The following is a 20,861-nucleotide window of genomic DNA, read 5'->3' as shown; positions in this document are numbered from 1 at the left end:
TCGCGCCAAGCGGCGGGGCGCACGCCTCAGTTGAACTCGCCTGCGACCTCGGACCACAGGCTGACGCGGCAACCGCGCGCCGCGAAAGCGTCCATCTCGCGCTTGATGCCGCCGCTCTCTTGCCAACCCGGCAAGTCGAGCACGATCAATTCATCCATCGCCGCCATGAACAGGGCGTCGATCGGCGCCCACAGCTTGCCGATGGCGGTTTTGTCTAGCTCTTGCAAACACTGGTTGATCGGATGCGACATGCTGACCTGGCTAAAAACGGCGTTGCCGGCTCGCACGATAGCGGCGGCGACGTCGTTGCAGGCGATAAAGCGTTGCTGCACGACGTTGGCGTCGGTGTGGCTGTAGGGGCAGGCTAAAAATATTTTTCTCATTAGCGTTTGTTCTCTCAATAATTGTTGTCAGGGACGAAAAAAGGGCGCAGCTTCACCGTGAGGCGGCGCCCCGTTTATTTTTATGGCTTAGGGGTAAATTTAACGAGCGGCGGCGGCGATGGCCGTCGATTGCCTTTGCGTCTGTTCTTTTTCCAGCAATTCAGCCTCCGGCACCGAAATTTTTATGGCGATCAGCACGGCGATCATGCCACCGAGGAATTTGCCCATCATGATCGGCAACACCAGCGAAGGTTGGAAGTTGGCGGTAAACGCCAGGTGATCGCCCAACGTGGCCTGTGCGCAGATGCCGAAGGCCACGCACAGCACCTTATCGCGGGCGCGCATGCCTTTGAACAGGTGATAAACGGCGATGATATTGGCCAATACCATAATAAAGCCCAGCGCGCCGGTATCCGATAAACCGAGCTTTTTACCGATGAAATGCATCGGCTTGCGGCAATAGCGCTGGAATAAATAACAAATGGGGAATGTGCCCGCCAACATAATGCCGATATAACCGGCGATCTCGATAGCGCGGAATAATTCGTCTTTGTCGGCAAATAACGGATCGAATACCCAGCCGCCGAACACCTTTTTAAATACACCGGTAAAATGCTCGATGATGCACAGCGCCAACACCAGCTTGATAAAGGCATCCGCCGCCTTGCCGAAGATCAGGAATCCTTTCACCATCGCCGCCGGCCGCAGCTTCAGCCCCAACGCCAGCAGGAAGCACAGGGCGAACAGCGGCGACAGCAGCCGCAGCGCCTGCAGCAAGTCCAGCTGCAGATAGTGCGCGGCAGGTGACGTGGTGGAGATAATCTCTCTGACCGGCAGGTTATTGAAGGTGATGGTCACCAGGGCGATCAGCACGGCGAACGGAATGCTGATCAGGCCTGCCATGGCACCCAGCGCCAGATATTTATGGTCGTCGCGGTTCAGCATGATAAGCCCTACCGGGATCAGGTACACGATGCTGGCACCCGAGGTGTAGCCCACCAACATGGCGACGATCCACATGTCGCGGTTGGCGGCAATGGCGTCGGCCAGCTGATAGCCGCCCATGTCCACGGCGATCACCGCCAGCGCCGCGATCGAGGCGTCGGAGCCGAGCGCCGAGAAGAAGGGGCCGATGCTGTACATGATCAGGTAAGAGATGATCGGGATTGCGGCCATGATGCCAGCCTGGGCGAGAAACACCGGGCCGATGGCGTGAATGCCGTTGACGAATTCGCGTCCCAGCTCGCCTTCCGGTTTGGCGATCGACGCCAGCGCACCGATCAGAGTGCCGGCCATGATGATATAGATGATGAAATTACCGAACTCAGCCATGGTGTTCCTCCTGCGATGAACGTAAGCCGCGCGAGCGCGCGATGATTTCCTGATAGCGGGCAAACCAGCCCGCCATATCGACCTCGGCGGGTTCCGTCACTTCATAGCGGTTGAGCACCTTGAGCGGATGTTCCACCCCCAGTCCTTTACGCGCCAACAACGCAACGCCTTGGGCGGTGATCTCCTTATTGGCGGGAGAGACGATGCGCTTTTGGATCAGGTTGGCGAGAAACTGCGTGAAATAGCGGTTGGCGGACAGGCCGCCGTCCACCGAAATGCTGTCGCCGATCGGTTTCAGTTTATCCATGGCGTTGATCACCTCGGCGGAACGCATGGCGATGCCTTCGAGGATCGACTGCAGCAGATCCTTGCGCTCGGTCTCCAGCGACAGCCCGGCCCACATCCCGGCGGCGGAGCGGTCCCAGTACGGGCAAGCCAGTCCGGAGAGCGCGGGCACAAAGGCCAGGCCGCGCGCGATGGCCGGCTGAGAGGGGAAGTCGCCGAATTCATCGAAATCGTTGAACAGGCCTATCTTTCTCGCCCAGTTAATGGCGGAGGCGGCATTATAAACGCCGCCGTCCAGGCCATACACCGGCTCGCTGTCGGGCAGCTTCCAGCACAGCGTGGGCAACAGGCCGGACTCGCCGGCATCGATCGGGCGCGGCCCGGTGATCGCCTGTAAAAAGGCGCCGGTACCGAAGGTGATCTTCATCTGCCCCGGTTGATGGCAGCCGTGGCCGTATGTGCCGGCAAACTGGTCGACGATGCAGGCCGTCAGCGGCACCGGTTTGCCGTTGAGCGCGACGTCGCCGAAGTGGCCGATGTTGTCTCTGACCTCGGGCAGGCTGTCGATCGGCACGCCGAACAAACGGCACAGCTCCTCATCCCACTGCAGGGTATGAATGTTGAACAACGAGGTGCGCGAGGCCGAGTTATAGTCGGTAAGATGCCGGCCGCACAGGTGGAACAGGAAGAAGGCGTCCATGGTGCCGAGCCGCAGGCGGCCGCGTTGCGCCAATTGCCTGGCGCCCGGGGCGTTGTTCATCAGCCAGCCCATCTTGCTGGCTGAGAAGTAGGTATCGAGCGGCAGACCGGTTTTCGCCGTCACCAGCGGCTCAACGCCTTCGCGTTTCAGCCGCTGGATCTCCGGCTCGGTGCGCTGATCTTGCCAAACGATGGCGTTGTACAGCGGCAGGCCGCTGTCGGCGTCCCAGGCCAGCAGGCTTTCGCCCTGATGCCCTAAACCGATGGCATCCACCATGTCGCACTGGCTGAGACAGCGGCGGATATTCGCCAAAATCTCCAGGGCGTCGTGTTCCACCCAGCCCGGATTGGGGGTGATCTGCTTGTGCGGCATGCTGGCCGGTGAATGGTGCCTGCCGTCTTCGCCGAACACCACGACCCGGGTGCCGGTGGTCCCCTGATCAATCGCGGCATAACGTTGATTCATCATTGCTTCGCTCTCTTATAGGTTTTGTTTTTTTATTGTGCCTGGTGTTGGTTGTGTGTCTGTTTTAATAATCTATCTTCAATTTCACACACAAAAGCAACATAAATCACAAGATAAAATAACCCCGCGTGATCGACCTCATACTTTTTGCTTATCACCGCCTTTTGCGGCTTTTTTTTGGGAGTTATGTTGTTTTTGTCATTTCAAATGCGGTTATTGTGTGGTTTTATTGTGGTTATCACATCAAAACGGGACATCAGCATGATGGAAGAACAAACGGGTTGGGACATTGTCGTGATTGGCGGCGGTGTGGTCGGGTGTGCGGTATTCCGCAAATTCTGCCTGATGGGCGCCCGTACGCTGCTGTTGGAAAAAGGGGGCGATATCCTGTCCGGCGCCAGCAAAGCCAACAGCGCGCTGCTGCATACCGGCTTCGATGCGCCCAGCGGCAGCCTGGAACTGCATTGCATGCAGGCCGGGTACCGGGAATTTATCGCCATCCGTGAACGAATGAATCTGCCGCTGTTGCCCACCGGCGCGCTGGTCGTGGCTTGGGACGAGCAGCAGTTGGCGGCGCTGCCCGCGATTGTGCAACAGGCGCACGACAACGGCGTGCTGGACGTGGCGCAGATCGACGCCGCCGAGCTGTATCGCCGTGAGCCGCAGCTGGCGCCCGGCGCGTTGGCGGCGGTAGAGGTGCCGGGGGAGAGCGTGATCGATCCCTGGAGCACGCCGCTGGCTTATCTGACGCAGGGCGTTAAACACGGCGGCGACTATCGCTTCAATACCGAGGTGACCGGCGCCGAACGCTTGCCGACCGGCTGGCGGCTAACCAGCAACCGGGGCGAGTTTCACGGCAAAATCGTCATCAACTGCGCCGGCAATCAGGGCGACCGGGTAGAAAGTTTCTGCCATCAGCCCGAGTTTGAAATTCGCCCGCGCAAAGGGCAGTTCCTGGTGTTCGACAAGGCCGCCGCCGGGCAGGTCAACGCCATTATCCTGCCGGTGCCGACGGCGATCACCAAAGGGGTGCTGCTGTCGAAAACCATCTTCGGCAATTTGCTGCTCGGGCCGACCGCCGAAGAACAGCAGGATCGCGAGACGGCGACGGTGGACGAAACCAAAATGCGCGAGCTGATCGAACAGGGCACCCGGCTGCTGCCCTCGCTGGCGAATTACAGCGTGACCGCCAGCTATGCCGGCTTGCGTCCGGCCACCGAGCAGAAACACTACCGCATTCAGCACTATCCCGATCGGCATTGGATCTGCGTGGCGGGCATTCGCTCCACCGGCCTGACGGCGGCGCTGGGCATCGCGCAATATGTGGAACAGCTCTATCGCGACCACTTTACGCCGTGCTTCACGCCAAAAACGCCGCAGACCGTGTATTGGCCGCAAATGCCGATGCTTGCCGACTACGCGCTGCGCGATTACGCGCGCCCGGACAACGGCGGCATCGTTTGCCACTGCGAGCTGGTGACCCAGCGGGAGATCGAGGCGGCGTTCGATTCCGCCGTGCCGCCGGAGTGCATCGGCGGGCTGCGGCGCCGCACGCGCGTGATGATGGGGCGCTGCAACGGCTTTTATTGCAGCAGCCGGGTGGCGGAAATGGTAGGCGATCGTTTTGGCCAAACGCTGGCCGTAGGGAGCATTGATGAAAACTGAGTATCAGGTGGCGATTGTCGGCGCCGGGCCGGCGGGGATCGCGGCGGCGACCGCGCTGCGGCAAGCGGGGATCGAGGATGTGGTGATCCTGGAACGGGAACGGCAGGCGGGCGGCGTGCCGAGACACTGTCGGCACCCCACCTTTGGGCTGCAAACGTTTTATAGGCCGATGCTGGGATCCACCTATGTCGATAAAATACTGGCGCGCGCCGGGCAGGTGGAGATCCGTACCGGCGTGACGGTGCTCGCCATCAAGCCGGACGGCGAGCTGACCATCACGGACTGCCGCGGCGTCAGCACGTTGAAAGCGCAGCGGGTGATCCTGGCGACCGGCGTGCGCGAGACGCCGCGCCATCCGCGTCTGGTGAGCGGGCTGCGGCCGCAGGGCGTACTCACCGCCGGTGCGCTGCAGCAGTTCGTCTATCTGCGCGGGCTGCAGCCGGGCAAGGAGCCGGTGGTGATCGGCACCGAGCTGGTCAGTTTCTCCGCGCTGTGGACGCTGCGTAACGCCGGCGTGCGCGCCGTCGCCATGATTGAAAGCGGCGGCAGACCCGTCGCCTGGCGTCTGAGCGCGCTCTATGCGCGTCTGATGGGAGTGCCGATCCACTACTATTCGCGCGTGACCGATATTGCCGGCCGCGATCGGGTTGAATCCATAGAAGTGGAAAATCGCCAGGGGGAGAAACGGCGCATCGCCTGCGACAGCCTGATCTTCACCGGCCGCTTCACCGGGGAGTATACGCTGATCCGCCAGAGCCACCTGGCGCAGCGGCCGGACAGCGGCTGTCCGTTGACCGATCAGTTCGGCCGCTGTTCCGATGCCGCCTATTTCGCCGTCGGCAACATGTTGCACCCGGCGGACATGGGCGACCAGTGTTATCAGGAAGGGCTGCGCGTCGGCGAGGCCGTTGCCCATTCGCTGCAGCGCACGCTGCCGCCGGCGCGGCAAATCCTGCCGGTGCGGCACGACGAACGGATACGCCTGACTGCGCCCGCCCGTGTGGCGCTGATCGGCAATCCCGCCACGGTCACGATCAATATGCGCGTGGAACAGGCGGTGTCCGGTTCGGTGGTGGTACGGCTGGGAGAGAAAGTGCTGTACCGCAAAACGCATCGTTGCCTGCCTGAACGGCGGATCCTGCTGCGCAATATCGTCTTGCCGGCCGAGGCTGAGCGTGATGCGCTGCACATCAGCATCGAATCCGCAGGATGAACGACGGCAACGGCTTGCGTCTAACGCCCTGAAACCCGTAGTATTCCGTCAGTTAACGCCGCAAGTCTCGGCGGAGGCAGTCACTCTTACTAAAGGCAGCGAGTGTAATGTGAATGGATATCTCTAATTCCGTGGAAAGGCGCAATGAAATACTGGCGCTGATCCAGGCCAACGGCCGGGTTTACGTGAATGAGCTGGCGGATAAATTCCAGGTTTCGCAGGAAACCATTCGGCGCGACCTGAACAAGCTGGAAGACTATCGGCTGATCAAGAAGATCCACGGCGGCGCGGTGAGCAGCCAGTTTAAATTCGAGCATGAATTCAACGAGCGGGCCAAAATCGCCGAGGCCGAGAAGCGCGCCATCGCGGAGAAAGCGGCGACGCTGCTCCAACCGGGCGATACGGTGTTCGTGGATTTCGGCTCCACCACGCTGGAGTTTGCCCGGCAGTTGGCGACGATCGATCAACTGACGGTCATCACCAACTCGCCGCTTATCGCCAACGTCTGTCTGGAAAATGACTCCATTGACGTGGTGCTGATCGGCGGGCAGTTCATCGACTCCAAAATGGCGTGCCTGGGCGCGATCGCATTGAATAATATCGAGGCGTTTTTCGCCGACTACGCCATCATCGGCGCCGGCGCGGTCAATCTGCAGACCGGCGTGATGGATCAGAACGTCAATGAAGCGGCCATCGCGCGCAAAATGATTGCCCAGAGCCGCAAGTGCATCGTGCTGGCCGACGAAAATAAGCTGCGCGGGCATGCGATGACGCTGGTGGCCAAATGGCCCGAGGTCGATTATCTGGTGACCTCCGACAGCGGTAACGCATTAGAAGGCTTGGTTTTCCCCGCCAACGTTAATGTGTTGGTGGCGCAGGTCTAAAGGGGGAGAAGCCTTTCTCCATGCGGAGAAAGGCTCAAACCGCTTCCGTCAGGCGATATCGACCGCGCGCACCTCTTTGGATCTCAACTTCACGCGGATCGGCACCGATTTATACGAAGGCGTGCCGCTCTCCTCATCGATGTAATGCAGCGGCACCAGCACGTTGGCCTCCGGGTAGTAGGCGCCGACCGAACCGGCTGAGATGTTGTAGGCGATCACCGTGATGCCTTCCAGGCGCTGGGTGCTGCCGGGCAGCGCCGTTTCCAGATCGACCACGTCGCCATGTTCCAGCCCCAAACGTTGCAGATCGCTGTCATTCATGAACAGCACGTCGCGCCGGCCGAAGACCCCGCGGTAGCGATCGTCCAGAGCATAGATGGTGGTGTTGTACTGATCGTGGCTGCGCAGCGTGATCAGCCGCAGCGTGTCTTTGTCTGCTGTTGTCTCGTCCTCATGCAGCCCGCTGAATACGGAAAACATCGCCTTGCCCGTCGCCGTCGGCCACTGGCGCTCAGTCGGCGGCAGCGGCATGCGGAAACCGCCGGGTTGGCGAATGCGCGCGTTGTAATCGTCGAAGCCGGGGATGGTTTTTTCGATCAAATCGCGGATCACGTCGTAATCTTCGATCAGTTCATCCCAGGGCACCTTGCTGGCGGGCATCACCGCTTTGGCCATGCCGGCCACAATGGCGGGTTCCGAACGCAACAGCTCCGACGCCGGTTTTAATTTGCCGGACGAGGCGTGAACCATCGACATCGAATCCTCCACCGTCACCGATTGTCGCCCGCCGGCCTGCATGTCCAGTTCGGTACGTCCCAGACAGGGCAGAATGAGGGTTTCTTTCGCCACCAACAAATGGCTGCGGTTGAGTTTGGTGCCGATATGCACGCTTAATTCCAGCGCTTTCATCGCCGGGAAACTCTGCTCGGGGTCCGGCAGCGCCACGGCGAAGTTGCCCCCCAGGCAGATCAACGCCTTCGAGGCGCCGTCGATCATCGCCTGCATGCATTTCACGGCATCGTGACCGTGGGCTTTGGGCGGCGTGAAGCCAAACACCGTTTCCAGCTTCGCCAAAAAATCGGCCGAGGGTTTTTCGGTGATGCCGACGGTGCGGTTGCCCTGCACGTTGGAGTGGCCGCGCAGCGGGCAGATGCCGGCGCCCGGTTTGCCGATGTTGCCGCGCAGCAACAGCAGATCGGCAATCAGGCGCACGTTGGCGGTGCCTTTATTGTGCTGCGTAATGCCCATGCCGTAGGTCACGATGGTGGCGTTGGATTTCGCGTAAGCGGCGGCGACCTGTTCCAGATCCCGGCGCGCCAGGCCGCTCTCCGCCTCAATCGCATCCCAACCGGTGGTCTTCAGATCGGCGGCGAAATCCGCAAAACCTTCCGTGTGCTCGGCAATAAAGGCGTGGTCCAGCGCATTGCCATGTTCGTCATCCAACTGCAGCAGCGCTTTGGCAATGCCTTTGAGCGCTGCGGCGTCGCCGCCGGCTTTGACCTGATAGTAGGTGGAGGCGATAGCGGTCGAACTGTAGGTCGCCATTTCGATGACGTTTTGCGGATCGGTGAAACGCTCGAGCGCCCGCTCGCGCAGCGGATTGAACACGATAATCGGCACTTTTTTGCGCGCCAGTTCATGCAGCGTGCCCATCATGCGCGGGTGATTGGTGCCCGGATTGTGCCCGATGGAGATAATCAGCTCCGCGCTGTCAAAGTCGTCCAGGGACACGGTGCCTTTGCCGATGCCGATCGACTGAGGCAGGCCAACGCTGGTCGGCTCATGGCACATATTGGAACAGTCGGGGAAGTTATTGCTGCCAAATTCCCGCGCAAACAGCTGGAACAGATAGGCCGCCTCATTGGACGCCCGGCCGGAGGTATAAAACTCCACCTGCTCCGGCGGCAGCGTTTGCAAAACGGCGGCGATGCGTTGAAATGCCTCATCCCAGGCCAGCGGGCGCAGCGTGTCGGTCCCGGCGTCATAGAACAGGGGCGTGGTCAGGCGACCATAATCCTCCAGTTCATAATCGGTTTTCCGCAGCAGTGAGGTCACGGTATTTTGCGCCAGGAATTCGGCCGTCACGCGTTTGCTGGTCGCTTCCCAGGTCACGGCTTTGGCGCCGTTTTCGCAAAACTGGAAGGTGGATCGATGTTCTTTATCCGGCCATGCGCATCCCGGGCAATCAAACCCGTCGGGCTGATTGGTGCGCATCAGCGTTACCGGCGCCTCCAGGGTATCCATCTGTGTGCGCACGGCGATGGCCGTCGCTTTCAGCGCGCCCCAACCGCCGGCGGGCCCATCGTAGGGATGAACCCCGGGGACTGCTCGTCTTTTCGCCATTATTGATTGCCTCCGACACCGCTTACGATAAATGCAGGTGATTGATTTACTATGAATATTATCCTTATCGTCCAAGGCGGACCGCAGGCGCCGCCGTCGTTGAACGCAGGCCTGTCGATTCAGTATAGATGAGTGAAAAAGGAGACAGCGGCCATCTGTGCGGGGAGAGCGGCGGCCCGTCTAATCGGAGGCGGGCCGCCGGAGGGTTACTTTTTCACCACCAGCCCCACGCCGCGGCCGCGCGGATCGGACGCGGTTTCCGGCGTGCGGCCATCGATGCGGATAGCCTGAATATCCCCCATGTTCCAGCCCTGGTCTTCGAGGGTGTAGCCCATGGCTTTCAGCTTGTCCGCCGGTTTGCCGGTCAGCGGCGCGAAGCTGTCGTAATAAACGGTGTCCTTCGGCAACAGTTGGTGATGCACGCGCTGGGCGGCCACCGCCTGCGCCAGCGGCAGATGGTAATCGTAGAGATTGTTGATCACCTGAAAGATCGAGGTGAAGATGCGCGATCCGCCCGGCGTGCCGATCACCAGGGTGACGTCGCCGTCGCGGGTGATGATGGTCGGGCTCATCGAGGAGAGCATGCGTTTGCCCGGCTCGATGGCGTTGGCGTCGCTGCCCACCACGCCAAAGGCGTTGGCGACGCCGGGTTTGGCGCTGAAGTCGTCCATCTCGTCGTTGAGCAGGAAACCGGCGCCTTTGACCACCACGCCGCTGCCGAAGTCCCAGTTAAGCGTATAGGTGTTGCTGACCGCGTTGCCGGCCGCATCGACGATCGAGAAGTGGGTGGTTTGGTGGCTTTCCAGCCCCGGCCGCACCTGCTCGGTCGGCGAGATCGCCGTCGGGTTGATCTCGGCGGCGCGTTTTTGCAGGTAGTCGGGGGCGATCAGCTGCGCTTCCGGCACGTTAGTGAAATCCGGGTCGCCGAGGTAGTCGGCGCGATCGGCGAACACGCGTTTTTCGATTTCCGCCAGCAGGTGGATATAGCGCGCCGAGTTCAGCGGCACGCCCTTGAAGTCGGCGGCGCGATCTTCTTTTATCCCCAGCAGCTGCGCCAGCGCGATGCCGCCGGAGCTGGGCAGCGGGGCGGTATACACGGTGTTGCCGCGCCAGCTGATGCGCATCGGTTCACGCCATTTCACCCGATAGTCGGCCAAATCCGCCGCGCCGATCAGCCCGTTGTCGCGCTGCATTTGCGCCACCAGCAGGCGGGCGGTTTCGCCGTGATAAAAATCGTCGGCGCCCGATTTGGCGATGCGCTCAAGGGTGGCGGCCAGCTCCGGCTGTTTGAACACCGTGCCGGGCTTCATGGCGCCGAAATAGTCGCCGAAGTTGGTTTTACCGGCAAACAGCTTGTTGGCGTCTTCGCGGTACTGATACTGCTGACCCGCCACGGTGAAACCTTGCCGGGCGTAGCCGATCGCCGGCGTCAGCAGCTCGGCCCACGGCAGCTTGCCGAAGCGTTTATGGGCTTCCCACAGCCCCAGCACGGTGCCCGGCACGCCGGCGGCGCGACTGCCCACCAGGCTGAGATTCTCGATCACTTCGCCTTTCTCGTTCAGATACATAGTTTTGCCGGCGGCCTTGGGCGCCACTTCGCGGTAGTCGAGGAAATAGGGTTTGCCGTCGACGTACAGCGTCATAAAGCCGCCGCCACCGATATTGCCGGCTTCAGGGTAGGTGACCGCCAGGGTAAAGGCGGTGGCGACCGCCGCATCAACCGCGTTGCCGCCGGCCTGCAGAATGTGCGCGGCGACTTTTGCGCCATACTGATCCGGAGCGGCGACCGCGCCGGCGGTCAGATCGGCGGCACAGGCGGCGGGAACGGTGCAGGCCAGGGTCACGCTCAGAGCTATCGTTTTCAATAAACCGGCAGACATAGAAGATCCTTTTAGCGATGTTCAGTTATCAGGTGAATTCAACTAATTATTTTTGAAACAGCGGGTTAGCGCGTTTTATTCGGGCTGTTGCGGCGCTTTATTGAAGGTAGCAGCGGTCAGGCGGGGCCGCCTGACCAGAGTAGCAAATCGTGATGTGGCGCGTTATGCGTCGGCCGGCAGCGTCGATTGCAGCCATTGGCAGAAGTGCCGGGCGAGCGGATTGTGTTCGCTGTCGCGATGCAGCAGCCACGCCCAGTTGGCGCCGCGCACCCGTTGCTCGGTTAACGGATGCAGCAACCCAGCGTCACGCGCTTGCTGCGCCAGCAGCTGACTGACCAACGCGATGCCCAGCCCCTGGCAGACGGCGTCCAGCAGCAGGCCAGGATCGGAGAAATTCAGCCCGCTGTCGCGCTGGCCGACGTGCGCGCCGCCCGCCACCGTCCAGTGGCTCCAGTCCATTTCGCGTTCGCCGTGCAGCGTGACGCGCTGCTCCGCCGCCAGCGCCAATAGGCTGGGGTGGCAGGCGGGATAAAGCCGGTCGGTGCAGAGAACCTTAAAGGTGCAGTCCGCCTGCGCGCTGAGATCGTCGCGGATCGCCAAGTCGATGCTGTCCGTCGCCATATCCGGTGGCTCGAAGCTGGTGAAGAGCCACAGATCTATCTGCGGATGCCGCTGGTTGAACTCGCCCAGCCGTGGCGTCAGCCAGTGGCGGGCAAAGGCCGGCGTCGTGTTGACGATCAACTGATTGGGTTTGCGGTACTGGTCCAGACGACGAATGCCGACGGCCAATTGTTGCAGCATCACCTGCGCGGTGCTGAACAGATCGTGGCCGGCATCGGTCAGAGTCACGCTGCGGCCGGTGCGGAAAAACAGCGGCTGTTCCAGAAACGCCTCGAGGCTGCGGATCTGCTGGCTGATCGCCGACTGGGTAAGGTGCAGCTCTTCGGCGGCCTGATGAAAACTGCCCAGACGCGCCGCCGCTTCAAAACCGCGCAATGCGCTTAACGGGGGCCAGTGTTTTAACATTATCAATAAGCCTGTCTAATCAGATATCCACTAAATATATCGTTTGTCGCAGCGGCAGGGGAAGACTAGCATGAGATTCAATTCCCGGAGAGCGAAAAAACCGGTTAACCAATTGAATTTAAATTAATTAAAAGAGGGCGTTTATGTCAACGCGTCGCACCTTTATCAAGCAGCTTTCGGCGGTGGCCGGCGTTGGCTTGACGGCATCATTGGGTATTTCGTTACGCGGTCACGCAAAAACTGCGCTTAAGCCGGCTTGGCGCTTGCCGGATGAAGGGGAACCGCAACAGCGGGCGTTTATCGCGTTCGGCGCGCAGCGCGCGATTTGGGGCGACTTCACGGCGGACGTGCGGGCGGCGCAGGGGCGTATCGCCCACGCCATCGCCGAATTTCAGCCGTTGACGGTTTTTTGCCGCGAGCGTGAACGGCAATTGGCCGAGGCCACCTGCGGCAGTCACAACGTTAGCTATGTCGTCACCGAGCTGGATGATATCTGGATGCGCGACATCGGCGCCAATTTCGTCGTCAATGATGCCGGCGAACTGGGCGCAGTGGATTTCAACTTCAACGGCTGGGGCGATAAGCAGCAGCATGCCAGGGATGCGCGTCTGGCAGGGTTTGCCGCCAGGCGATACGGCGTCCCTCAACCGCGCCGCAGCGCACTGGTAGGCGAAGGCGGCGGCATTGAAGTGGATGGGCGCGGCACCGGCATCATGACCGAGAGCAGTTGGGTGAATGCGAACCGCAACCCGGGCTGGAGCAGGGATCGGGTTGAGCAGGAGCTGAAGGCGATGCTCGGCCTGCGTAAAATTATCTGGCTGCCGGGCATTAAAGGCCGGGACATCACCGATGCCCACGTCGATTTTTACGCCCGTTTCGTGCGGCCGGGCGTGGTGGTGGCCAATCTGGACACCGACCCGGCCTCTTACGATCATGCGGTCACCCAGACGCATCTGGCGATCCTCAAGACAGCGACCGACGCCGACGGCCGCACGCTGCAGGTGCATACGCTCTCGCCGCCGCGGGCACCGCGCGACAGCCGTTTCAGCCGACACAATCCCGATTTCGCGGCGGGCTACATCAACTATTTCGTTATCAACGGCGCGGTGATCGCCCCGGAGTTTGGCGACCCGCAGGCGGACAAGGCGGCGTTTGCGCTGCTGTCGGCGCTCTATCCTCAGCGCAAGGTGGTGCAACTGGAGATCGACGCGATCGCCGCCGGCGGCGGCGGCATTCACTGCGTGACCAGCCAACTGCCGGCGCCTGGCAAACCAGACCCGTGAATGTTCAAAAAATGCGCGTGCGGTTGTTTGTCATCATCGGGTGTGGTTGGCTGATCAGAGTCACCTAAGGAGGCCATAATGAACGACTCACCCTTGAGCATTCCCACCTGGTATCGCGATCCGCAGGCAGAGCAGGCCATGACCGAAGGCCATGCACCCATCTGGCGGCATCTGCTGAGCCTGGTGCCGGAACGCGAACTGTCCGGCGTCAGGGTGCTGGACTTCGGCTGCAATCAGGGCGGTTTTCTGCGCCTGTTGCATCAAATTCGGCCATTTAGTGAGGGGATTGGCGTTGATATCGCCCGCCAATCCGTCGAACAAGCCAACCGCCTGAAAGGAAACCTGCCGATCGTTTATCAGACCGACACGCGGTTGACGGGTTATGAGAACCACTGCGATATCGCCTTCAGTCATGAAGTCATCTACCTGATTGAAGATATCGCGCAGCATGCCGCCGATATGCTGCGGGTGCTGAAGCCGGGCGGCGTTTATTATGCGGTGACCGGTTGCCACACCGACAACCCGCTGTGGCCGCAATGGCGCGAAAGGGTGGCTGAACAGACGCATACCGTGGTGCAGGATCGTTCTCTGGACGATTATGCGCGTATTTTCTCCGCCGCGGGGTTCCAGGTCTCTGCCCGCAGGCTGGGTTTTTCCGGCTTCGCTCCCTATGAGCCGGACGGCTGGATGCCGACTATTTCGGCAGCGATCGACTACTATTGGCACACCAAAACGGTGTTTAGACTGGTTAAACCCTAAAAATCCCACGCGGCGCTCGGTACGCCGCCGCTGACGAGATAAGATGACGAAATTTATGATGGACCAAGACGCTAAAACAATGGACTTTCGTTTAATCACACGGTTGTCCCTGCTTATGGGGGCGCTCTTGACGCCCGTTGGAGGGGCCACTGCGGCCATGCTTACGCTCGAGAATCAGGATCCGGCGGCGGTGTACCTTATTCAGGATGCGAAGCTGATTCAGGAGCGTGAGGGGGTGAAGATCGCCGAGCGCTCATACCGTTATTTCGAACTTAAGCTCGCCGACAATCTCCAGTATGAAGGTTATATCACCCGCTGCGCCGACGACTATGCCGATAAATTGAATGAACAAGATCGGCGTGAATTAAACCGCTGCACTGAGCAGGTGATCGACGACCTGGATCGGTTGATGGAAAAGACCGCCAACGTGACGTTCTACGATGGCGGCACGCAAAACGTTTATCGGGGCGAAGAACATTCAACGCCTTATTATTACTATTCGTTCGCCCGCGTGGCCAATTATTATCAAACCGACGATGGGCGCCATCCCCTGTATGGCCTGGTTTATCGCTGCAAGCAGCCGGCGAGCGAAGCTCATCGGGAGCAAGAGCCTGATGCGACTGAAACGACGCAGCCGCCGGCTGAAGTGGAACGCTTTATTGCATTGGCTAAGAATCACTGCGCCAATGTGCTGAAACCACGCTGAACGATATTGCTCCACCGTTTCCCGCTTCGACAAGATTTTACGCAATCCTCACGCAACCCTTTCAGAAGCGTATTCCGGCATTCGATATATTGAGAATAGTCATTCTCAATAGGATCGTATTGCAATGCAGAGGAAAACGCTTTTGGCGCTGGGGCTTTCGCTGTCGCTGGCCGCCTGCGATGGGCAAAACGCCGGCGCGCCGACGGGCGCAGGCGGTGAACGGGAGGTCGGCGTCGTCACGCTGCGCGGCCAGTCTGTAACCCTGAGCAGCGAGTTGACCGGCCGGGTTAACGCCACCATGACCTCCGACGTGCGGCCGCAGGTCGACGGCATCATCAAGCAGCGGCTGTTTACCGAAGGGGCCGAAGTGAAAGCCGGGCAGGTCTTGTATCAAATTGACCCCGCCAGCTATCAGGCCAGCTACGATCAGGCCGCCGCCCAGCTGAAAAACGCTCAGGCCACGGTGCAATCCACCCGGCTCAAATCGCAGCGCTATGCGGCGCTGGTGAAAGAAAACGGCGTTTCCAAACAGGACGCAGACGACGCCAAAGCCGCGTATCTGCAGGCCGTGGCGTCGGTGGCGCAGTATCAGGCGGCGCTGGAAACGGCGCGCATCAACCTCGCCTATACCCAGGTGAGGGCGCCGATCGCCGGCCGCATCGGCATTTCGTCGGTGACGCCGGGCGCGCTGGTCACCGCCGGCCAGACTGATGCGTTGGCCACCATCCGCGCGTTGGATCCCATCTATGTCGATCTGACCCAGTCCAGCGCCCAGTTGCTTAAACTGCGCCGTCAGCAGGCCGCTTTGCAGCGCGGTGCGGTCACGCCGGTCGCCATCAAGCTGGAGGACGGCACGCCTTATGCCCACGCCGGCAAGCTGGAGTTGAGCGAGGTGGCGGTGGATGAGGCCACCGGTTCGGTCACGCTGCGCGCGGTGTTCCCCAACCCCGAACATGAGCTGTTGCCCGGCATGTACGTCCATGCCACGGTGGATAACGGCGTCGATCCCAAAGCCATCCTGGCGCCGCAGCAGGGCATCACCCGCAACGCCAAAGGGGAAGCCACCGCGTTGGTGGTAAACGCGCAAAACAAAGTGGCGCAACGCACCGTCAGCGCCGAACGGGTGGTGGGCAGCAACTGGCTGATCGACAGCGGGCTGAACGACGGCGATCGCCTGATCGTCGAAGGCACCAGCAAGGTGACGATCGGCGCCGCGGTGAAGCCGGTAGACGTCTCGGTCGACAAAACCCAACGCGGGGAGCAGTGATATGGCGCAGTTCTTTATCCGGCGTCCGGTATTCGCCTGGGTGATCGCCATCATCATCATGCTGTGCGGTCTGATGTCGATCAATTCATTGCCCGTCTCGCAGTACCCGGACGTCTCACCGCCGCAGATCGCCATCTCCGCCACCTACCCGGGCGCGGACGCGGAAACGCTGGAAAACAGCGTCACCCAGGTGATTGAGCAGCAGCTCACCGGCCTGGACGGCCTGCTGTATTTCTCGTCGACCAGCAGCGCCAGCGGCTCGGTCAGCATCAACGTCACCTTTGAGCAGGGCACCGATCCGGATATCGCTCAGGTGCAGGTGCAAAACAAGGTGCAGCAGGCGGAAAGTCGTCTGCCGAGCGCCGTTACCGCGCAGGGCGTGACGGTCAAAAAATCCCAGAGCAGCTTTCTGCTGATCGTCGGGCTGTATGACGAAAGCGACAAGGCGACGATGGCCGATATCTCCGACTATCTGGTCAGCAACCTGCAGGATCCGCTGTCGCGCATCGAGGGCGTCGGGGACGTACAGGTGTTCGGCTCGGAATACGCGATGCGCATCTGGCTGGATCCGACCAAACTGGCGAGCTTTTCGCTGATGCCTTCCGACGTGCAGACGGCGATCGAGGCGCAAAACACCCAGGTGTCCGCCGGCAAGATAGGCGATCTGCCGGCCGCCGCCGACCAGCAGCTGACCGCCACGGTGAAGGCGCAGTCGCGGCTGCAAACGCCGGAACAGTTCCGCAATATCATCCTGAAAAGCGACAGCAGCGGGGCGCTGGTGCGGCTGGGCGACGTGGCGCGGGTTGAGCTGGGCAACGAAGACTACTCCGCCAGCGCGCACCTCAACGGCCACCCGGCGGCGGGGATCGCGGTCAAGCTGGCGGCGGGCGCCAACGCCCTGAGCACCGCCAAGCTGGTGAAGGCCAAGGTGGCGGAGTACCAAAGCGCTATGCCGCAGGGCTACAAGGTGGCCTACCCGAAAGACAGCACCGACTTCATCAACATCTCGATCGAAGAGGTGGTGAAAACGCTGTTTGAAGCGGTGGCGTTAGTGGTGGTAGTGATGTTCGTGTTTCTGCAAAACCTGCGCACCACGCTGATCCCGACCATTACCGTGCCGGTGGTGTTGCTGGGCACCTTCGGCGTGCTGGCGGCGTTCGGCTATTCGATCAATACCCTGACGCTGTTCGGCATGGTGTTGGCGATCGGACTATTGGTGGATGACGCCATTGTAGTGGTGGAAAACGTCGAACGGGTGATGCGCGAGGATAAGCTGCCGCCGCGCGAGGCGACGGAGAAATCGATGCGCGAAATCACCGGCGCGCTGGTCGGCATCGCGCTGGTGCTGTCGGCGGTGTTTCTGCCGATGGCGTTCTTCGGCGGCTCCACCGGGGTGATCTACCGCCAGTTTTCGATCACCGTCGTCTCCTCGATGGTGTTGTCGGTGGTGCTGGCGTTGACGCTGGCGCCGGCCTTGTGCGCCTCGTTGCTGAAACCCGCGCACGACGCGCAGACCGACAAAGGCTTGCTGGGCAAATTCAACCGCGGTTATGACCGGTTGCAGGCGAAGTACGCCGACAAGGTCGGCGCAGTGATCCACCGGCCAACGCGCTATCTGCTGCTGTACGGCCTGCTGTTGATCGCCGCCGCCGTAATGTATCTGCGTTTGCCGACCGGCTTCCTGCCCAACGAGGATCAGGGCTCGGTGATGGTGCAGTACACCTTGCCGGCCGGCGCCACCAACGCGCGCACCTCGGCGGTGAGCGAGGCGGTGACCGCCTATTTTCTCGACCAGGAAAAGGCCAACGTCAGCACCATTTTCACCATCAACGGTTTCGGCTTCAGCGGCAGCGGTCAAAACGCCGGCATGGCGTTCGTCAGCCTCAAAGACTGGAGCCAACGCCGCGGCAGCGAAAACACCGCCGACGCCATCGCCAAACGCGCCATGGCGCATTTCGCCTCGCTGCGCGACGCCCAGGTGTTCTCCATGAGCCCGCCGGCGATCGACGGCTTTGGCCAATCCGACGGCTTTACCTTCGAGCTGCAGGCCAAGGGGGCGACCACCCGCGCCGAGCTGCAGGCGATGCGCGATCAGATCGTCGCCGCCGCCGGCAACAACCCGGCGCTGCTGGCGGTGCGCGCCAACACCTTGCCGGACACCCCGCAGCTGCAGGTAGCGATCGACAACGGCAAACTGCAGGCACTCGGCCTGAGCGCCGCGGACGTCAACAGCACCCTCAGCAGCGCGTTCGGCAGCACCTACATCAACGACTTTATCGACCGCAACCGGGTGAAAAAAGTCTATATGCAGGGCGACGTGCAGTACCGCGCCAAGCCGGAAGACCTCGACCGCTGGTTTGTGCGCGGCACCAATGCATCGGGCGCCAGCAGCATGACGCCGTTCTCCGCCTTTGCGTCTTCGCACTGGATCTACGGGCCGGAGAACCTGTCGCGCTATAACGGGCTGTCGTCGTTCGAGATCACCGGGCAGGGCGCCGCCGGTGTCAGTTCCGGTACGGCAATGAGCGAGATGGAGAAACTGGCGGCGAAATACTCCGCCGGCAGCAGCTACTCCTGGAGCGGGCTGTCCTATCAGGAACGGCTGACCAGCGGCCAGGCGTCGTCGCTGTACGCGATTTCGCTCATCGTGGTGTTCCTGTGCCTGGCGGCGCTGTATGAGAGCTGGTCGATTCCGTTCGCGGTGATGTTGGTGGTGCCGATGGGCGTGGTGGGCTCACTGCTGGCGATCACGCTGCGCGGGCTGGAAAACGACATCTACTTCCAGGTGGCGCTGCTCACCATCATCGGGCTGTCGGCGAAGAACGCCATTTTGATCGTCGAGTTCGCCGAGGAGATGCACCAGCGGGGGGAAACGCTGATTGGCGCGGCGGTCCACGCGGCGCGCATGCGCCTGCGGCCGATCCTGATGACCTCGCTGGCGTTCACCGCCGGGGTGCTGCCGCTGGCGGTATCCAGCGGCGCCGGCGCCAACAGCCGAATCGCCATCGGCACCGGCATTATCGGCGGCACGATCACCGCCACCGCCTTGGCGATCTTTTTCGTACCGCTGTTTTATGTGTTGGTGCGCCGCATGTTTACCCGTCGGCCCACCAACTCGCCGTCGCAGGCAGGAGAATAACGTGTTGCAACGAGTCATGATGTTAACTTTACCGCTGCTGCTGAGCGGGTGTCTGTCGCTGGATCCGCACTACCAGCGCCCGGCGGCGCCGGTGCCCGCCAACCTGCCGCAGGGCGAGGCCGCCGGCAAACAGGCGTTGAGCTACCCGGACGTCGCCTGGCGCGACTATGTGCAGGACGCCAGGCTGCGGCAGGTGGTGGCGATGGGGCTGAACAGCAGCCGCGATCTGCGTGAGGCGATCGCCAATATCGCTTCGGCGCGCGCCCTGTACGGTGAGCAGCGCTCGGCGCTGTTCCCGACGATCAACGCCACCGCCGACGGCAGCCGCGGGCGTTCGCTGACCGGCAACGGCAATGCCACCGCCATCAGCCAGAGTTACGAAGCGCAGGGCGGCGTCAGCGCGTTCGAGCTGGATCTGTTCGGCAAGAACGCCAGCCTGTCGCGGGCGGCGTTCGAAACCTATCTGGCCAACTCGGAAGCGGCGAAAAGCACCCGTCTGACGCTGATCGCCGATATCGTCACCGACTGGGTGGCGGTGGCGGCCGAGCGCAGCAATCTGGCGGTGGCGCAGCAGACGATGGAAAGCGCCAAACGTTCGCTGGACGTGACGCGCAACAATCAACAGCACGGCATTTCGTCGCTGGTCGACGTGGCGTCGGCGGAAACCGTTTATCAACAGGCGCGATCGGACGCCGCCAGCTACGCCACCCTCGCCGCGCAGGCGAAAAACGCGCTGGATTTGGCGGTGGGGCAAAGCGTGCCGGAAAACCTGCTGCCCGACGGTATCGATGCGCTCGGCGAAATCATGCGCAATCTGCCGGCCGGGGTGTCTTCGCAGGTGCTGCTGACGCGGCCGGATGTGCTGCAGGCCGAGCATAATCTGAAATCCGCCAACGCCAACATCGGCTCGGCGCGTGCGGCGTTCTTCCCGTCGATCAGCCTGACCGCCAGCGGCGGCGTGGGCAGCGGTGAACTCTCGGCGCTGTTCAGCCACGGCGCCGGCGTCTGGTCGTTCGCCCCGAGCATCAGCCTGCCGATCTTCAGCGGCGGCTATAACACGGCTCAGCTCCACTACACCCAGGCGCAGAAAGACCTGTATGTCGCCACCTATGAGAAAGCGGTGCAGACGGCATTTCAGGAAACCGCCGACGCGCTGGCGCGCAAAGCCACGCTGCAGGAACAGTTGGCGGCGCAAACCGGCTATGTGGCGGCGGCGCAGCAATATTATCGCCTGGCCGAACTGCGTTACCGCCAGGGCGTGGACAGCTACCTGACGCTGCTGGACGCGCACCGCACGCTGTATACGGCGCAGCAGTCGCTGATCGCCGCACAGCAGACCGCGTACGACAATCAGGCGACCCTGTATAAAGTGTTGGGCGGCGGGGTTGCCGCCGAGCGGCAGGGGGACGGCGTCATCGCCGATAAGGCGGCGCTCAGCCGCTAACCGTCGACCGCGCGCGCCGCGAATTGGGCGGCGCGCGGTTTACTTATGGAAAGTGTAAAGAAACGGAAAACCCGCGCGGCGGCCCGA

At 61.5% G+C, this 20,861-nt stretch carries 15 protein-coding genes; 9 read left to right on the top strand and 6 right to left on the bottom strand.

All coding sequences use genetic code 11. From position 1 onward, the window contains the following. Positions 1-26 precede the first annotated feature (26 nt). From ACMGG9_RS11595 to ACMGG9_RS11585, 3 genes are all read right to left on the bottom strand, one after another. Positions 27-383 carry a DUF1937 family protein gene (locus tag ACMGG9_RS11595; protein WP_147880490.1) on the bottom strand — a complete coding sequence of 119 codons (357 nt, stop codon included), beginning with the start codon at positions 381-383 and terminating at the stop codon, positions 27-29. A gap of 99 nt (positions 384-482) precedes the next feature. Further along, positions 483-1,715, bottom strand: a complete 1,233-nt coding sequence (gene eutH, locus ACMGG9_RS11590) for an ethanolamine utilization protein EutH (RefSeq protein WP_147880491.1) — start codon at positions 1,713-1,715, stop codon at positions 483-485. Further along, positions 1,708-3,168, bottom strand: a complete 1,461-nt coding sequence (locus tag ACMGG9_RS11585; protein ID WP_042784544.1) for an FGGY-family carbohydrate kinase — start codon at positions 3,166-3,168, stop codon at positions 1,708-1,710. Before ACMGG9_RS11585 ends, eutH begins: the two co-directional genes overlap by 8 nt. A gap of 258 nt (positions 3,169-3,426) precedes the next feature. Here ACMGG9_RS11585 and ACMGG9_RS11580 point away from each other — a divergent pair, with 258 nt between their 5' ends. The 3 genes from ACMGG9_RS11580 (at position 3,427) to ACMGG9_RS11570 (ending at position 6,927) form a co-directional block, all read left to right on the top strand. Continuing rightward, positions 3,427-4,830, top strand: coding sequence for an NAD(P)/FAD-dependent oxidoreductase (locus ACMGG9_RS11580; protein WP_414162212.1), 1,404 nt, complete (start codon positions 3,427-3,429; stop codon positions 4,828-4,830). Further along, positions 4,820-6,043: an FAD-dependent oxidoreductase gene (locus tag ACMGG9_RS11575; RefSeq protein WP_414162211.1), complete on the top strand. Its 1,224-nt coding sequence runs from the start codon at positions 4,820-4,822 to the stop codon at positions 6,041-6,043. The genes ACMGG9_RS11580 and ACMGG9_RS11575 overlap by 11 nt, the downstream gene beginning before the upstream one ends. Positions 6,044-6,156: 113 nt before the next feature. Further along, on the top strand, positions 6,157-6,927 hold the full coding sequence (locus ACMGG9_RS11570; protein WP_033643131.1) for a DeoR/GlpR family DNA-binding transcription regulator: 771 nt from the start codon (positions 6,157-6,159) through the stop codon (positions 6,925-6,927). A gap of 48 nt (positions 6,928-6,975) precedes the next feature. Here ACMGG9_RS11570 and ACMGG9_RS11565 read toward each other — a convergent pair whose 3' ends face one another. The 3 genes from ACMGG9_RS11565 to ACMGG9_RS11555 form a co-directional block, all read right to left on the bottom strand. Beyond that, entirely contained in the window at positions 6,976-9,273 is a 2,298-nt protein-coding gene (locus ACMGG9_RS11565) for an FdhF/YdeP family oxidoreductase (protein WP_414162273.1), read from the bottom strand. Positions 9,274-9,476: 203 nt separating this feature from the next. Continuing rightward, the gene (gene ggt, locus ACMGG9_RS11560; RefSeq protein WP_414162210.1) at positions 9,477-11,150 is read right to left on the bottom strand and encodes a gamma-glutamyltransferase; all 1,674 of its coding nucleotides are present in this window, start codon (positions 11,148-11,150) and stop codon (positions 9,477-9,479) included. Between the two features lie 162 nt (positions 11,151-11,312). Continuing rightward, on the bottom strand, positions 11,313-12,176 hold the full coding sequence (locus ACMGG9_RS11555; RefSeq protein ID WP_206357522.1) for a LysR substrate-binding domain-containing protein: 864 nt from the start codon (positions 12,174-12,176) through the stop codon (positions 11,313-11,315). A 143-nt stretch (positions 12,177-12,319) separates the two neighbouring features. On the opposite strand from ACMGG9_RS11555, the gene ACMGG9_RS11550 reads away from it, so the two are divergent. The 6 genes from ACMGG9_RS11550 (at position 12,320) to ACMGG9_RS11525 (ending at position 20,774) form a co-directional block, all read left to right on the top strand. Further along, complete coding sequence (locus tag ACMGG9_RS11550; protein ID WP_414162209.1) at positions 12,320-13,459, top strand: agmatine deiminase family protein; 1,140 nt, start codon at positions 12,320-12,322, stop codon at positions 13,457-13,459. A 78-nt stretch (positions 13,460-13,537) separates the two neighbouring features. Then, complete coding sequence (locus ACMGG9_RS11545) at positions 13,538-14,218, top strand: class I SAM-dependent methyltransferase (RefSeq protein ID WP_414162208.1); 681 nt, start codon at positions 13,538-13,540, stop codon at positions 14,216-14,218. Positions 14,219-14,261: 43 nt separating this feature from the next. Then, positions 14,262-14,924: a hypothetical protein gene (locus ACMGG9_RS11540; RefSeq protein WP_414162207.1), complete on the top strand. Its 663-nt coding sequence runs from the start codon at positions 14,262-14,264 to the stop codon at positions 14,922-14,924. Positions 14,925-15,048: 124 nt separating this feature from the next. Next, entirely contained in the window at positions 15,049-16,191 is a 1,143-nt protein-coding gene (locus ACMGG9_RS11535) for an efflux RND transporter periplasmic adaptor subunit (protein WP_347882677.1), read from the top strand. Between the two features lies 1 nt (position 16,192). Next, entirely contained in the window at positions 16,193-19,330 is a 3,138-nt protein-coding gene (locus ACMGG9_RS11530) for an efflux RND transporter permease subunit (RefSeq protein WP_414162206.1), read from the top strand. 1 nt (position 19,331) lies between these two features. Beyond that, positions 19,332-20,774 (top strand): efflux transporter outer membrane subunit, encoded by a 1,443-nt coding sequence (locus ACMGG9_RS11525; RefSeq protein WP_159085277.1) that lies wholly within the window; start codon positions 19,332-19,334, stop codon positions 20,772-20,774. Positions 20,775-20,861: the final 87 nt, after the last annotated feature.

The sequence above is a fragment of the Serratia sp. BNK-10 genome, from assembly GCF_047456065.1.
Classification (GTDB): domain Bacteria; phylum Pseudomonadota; class Gammaproteobacteria; order Enterobacterales; family Enterobacteriaceae; genus Serratia; species Serratia ureilytica.
Note: the sequence above shows the minus strand (reverse complement) of the source record. Positions and strands in the feature narration are given on the sequence as shown.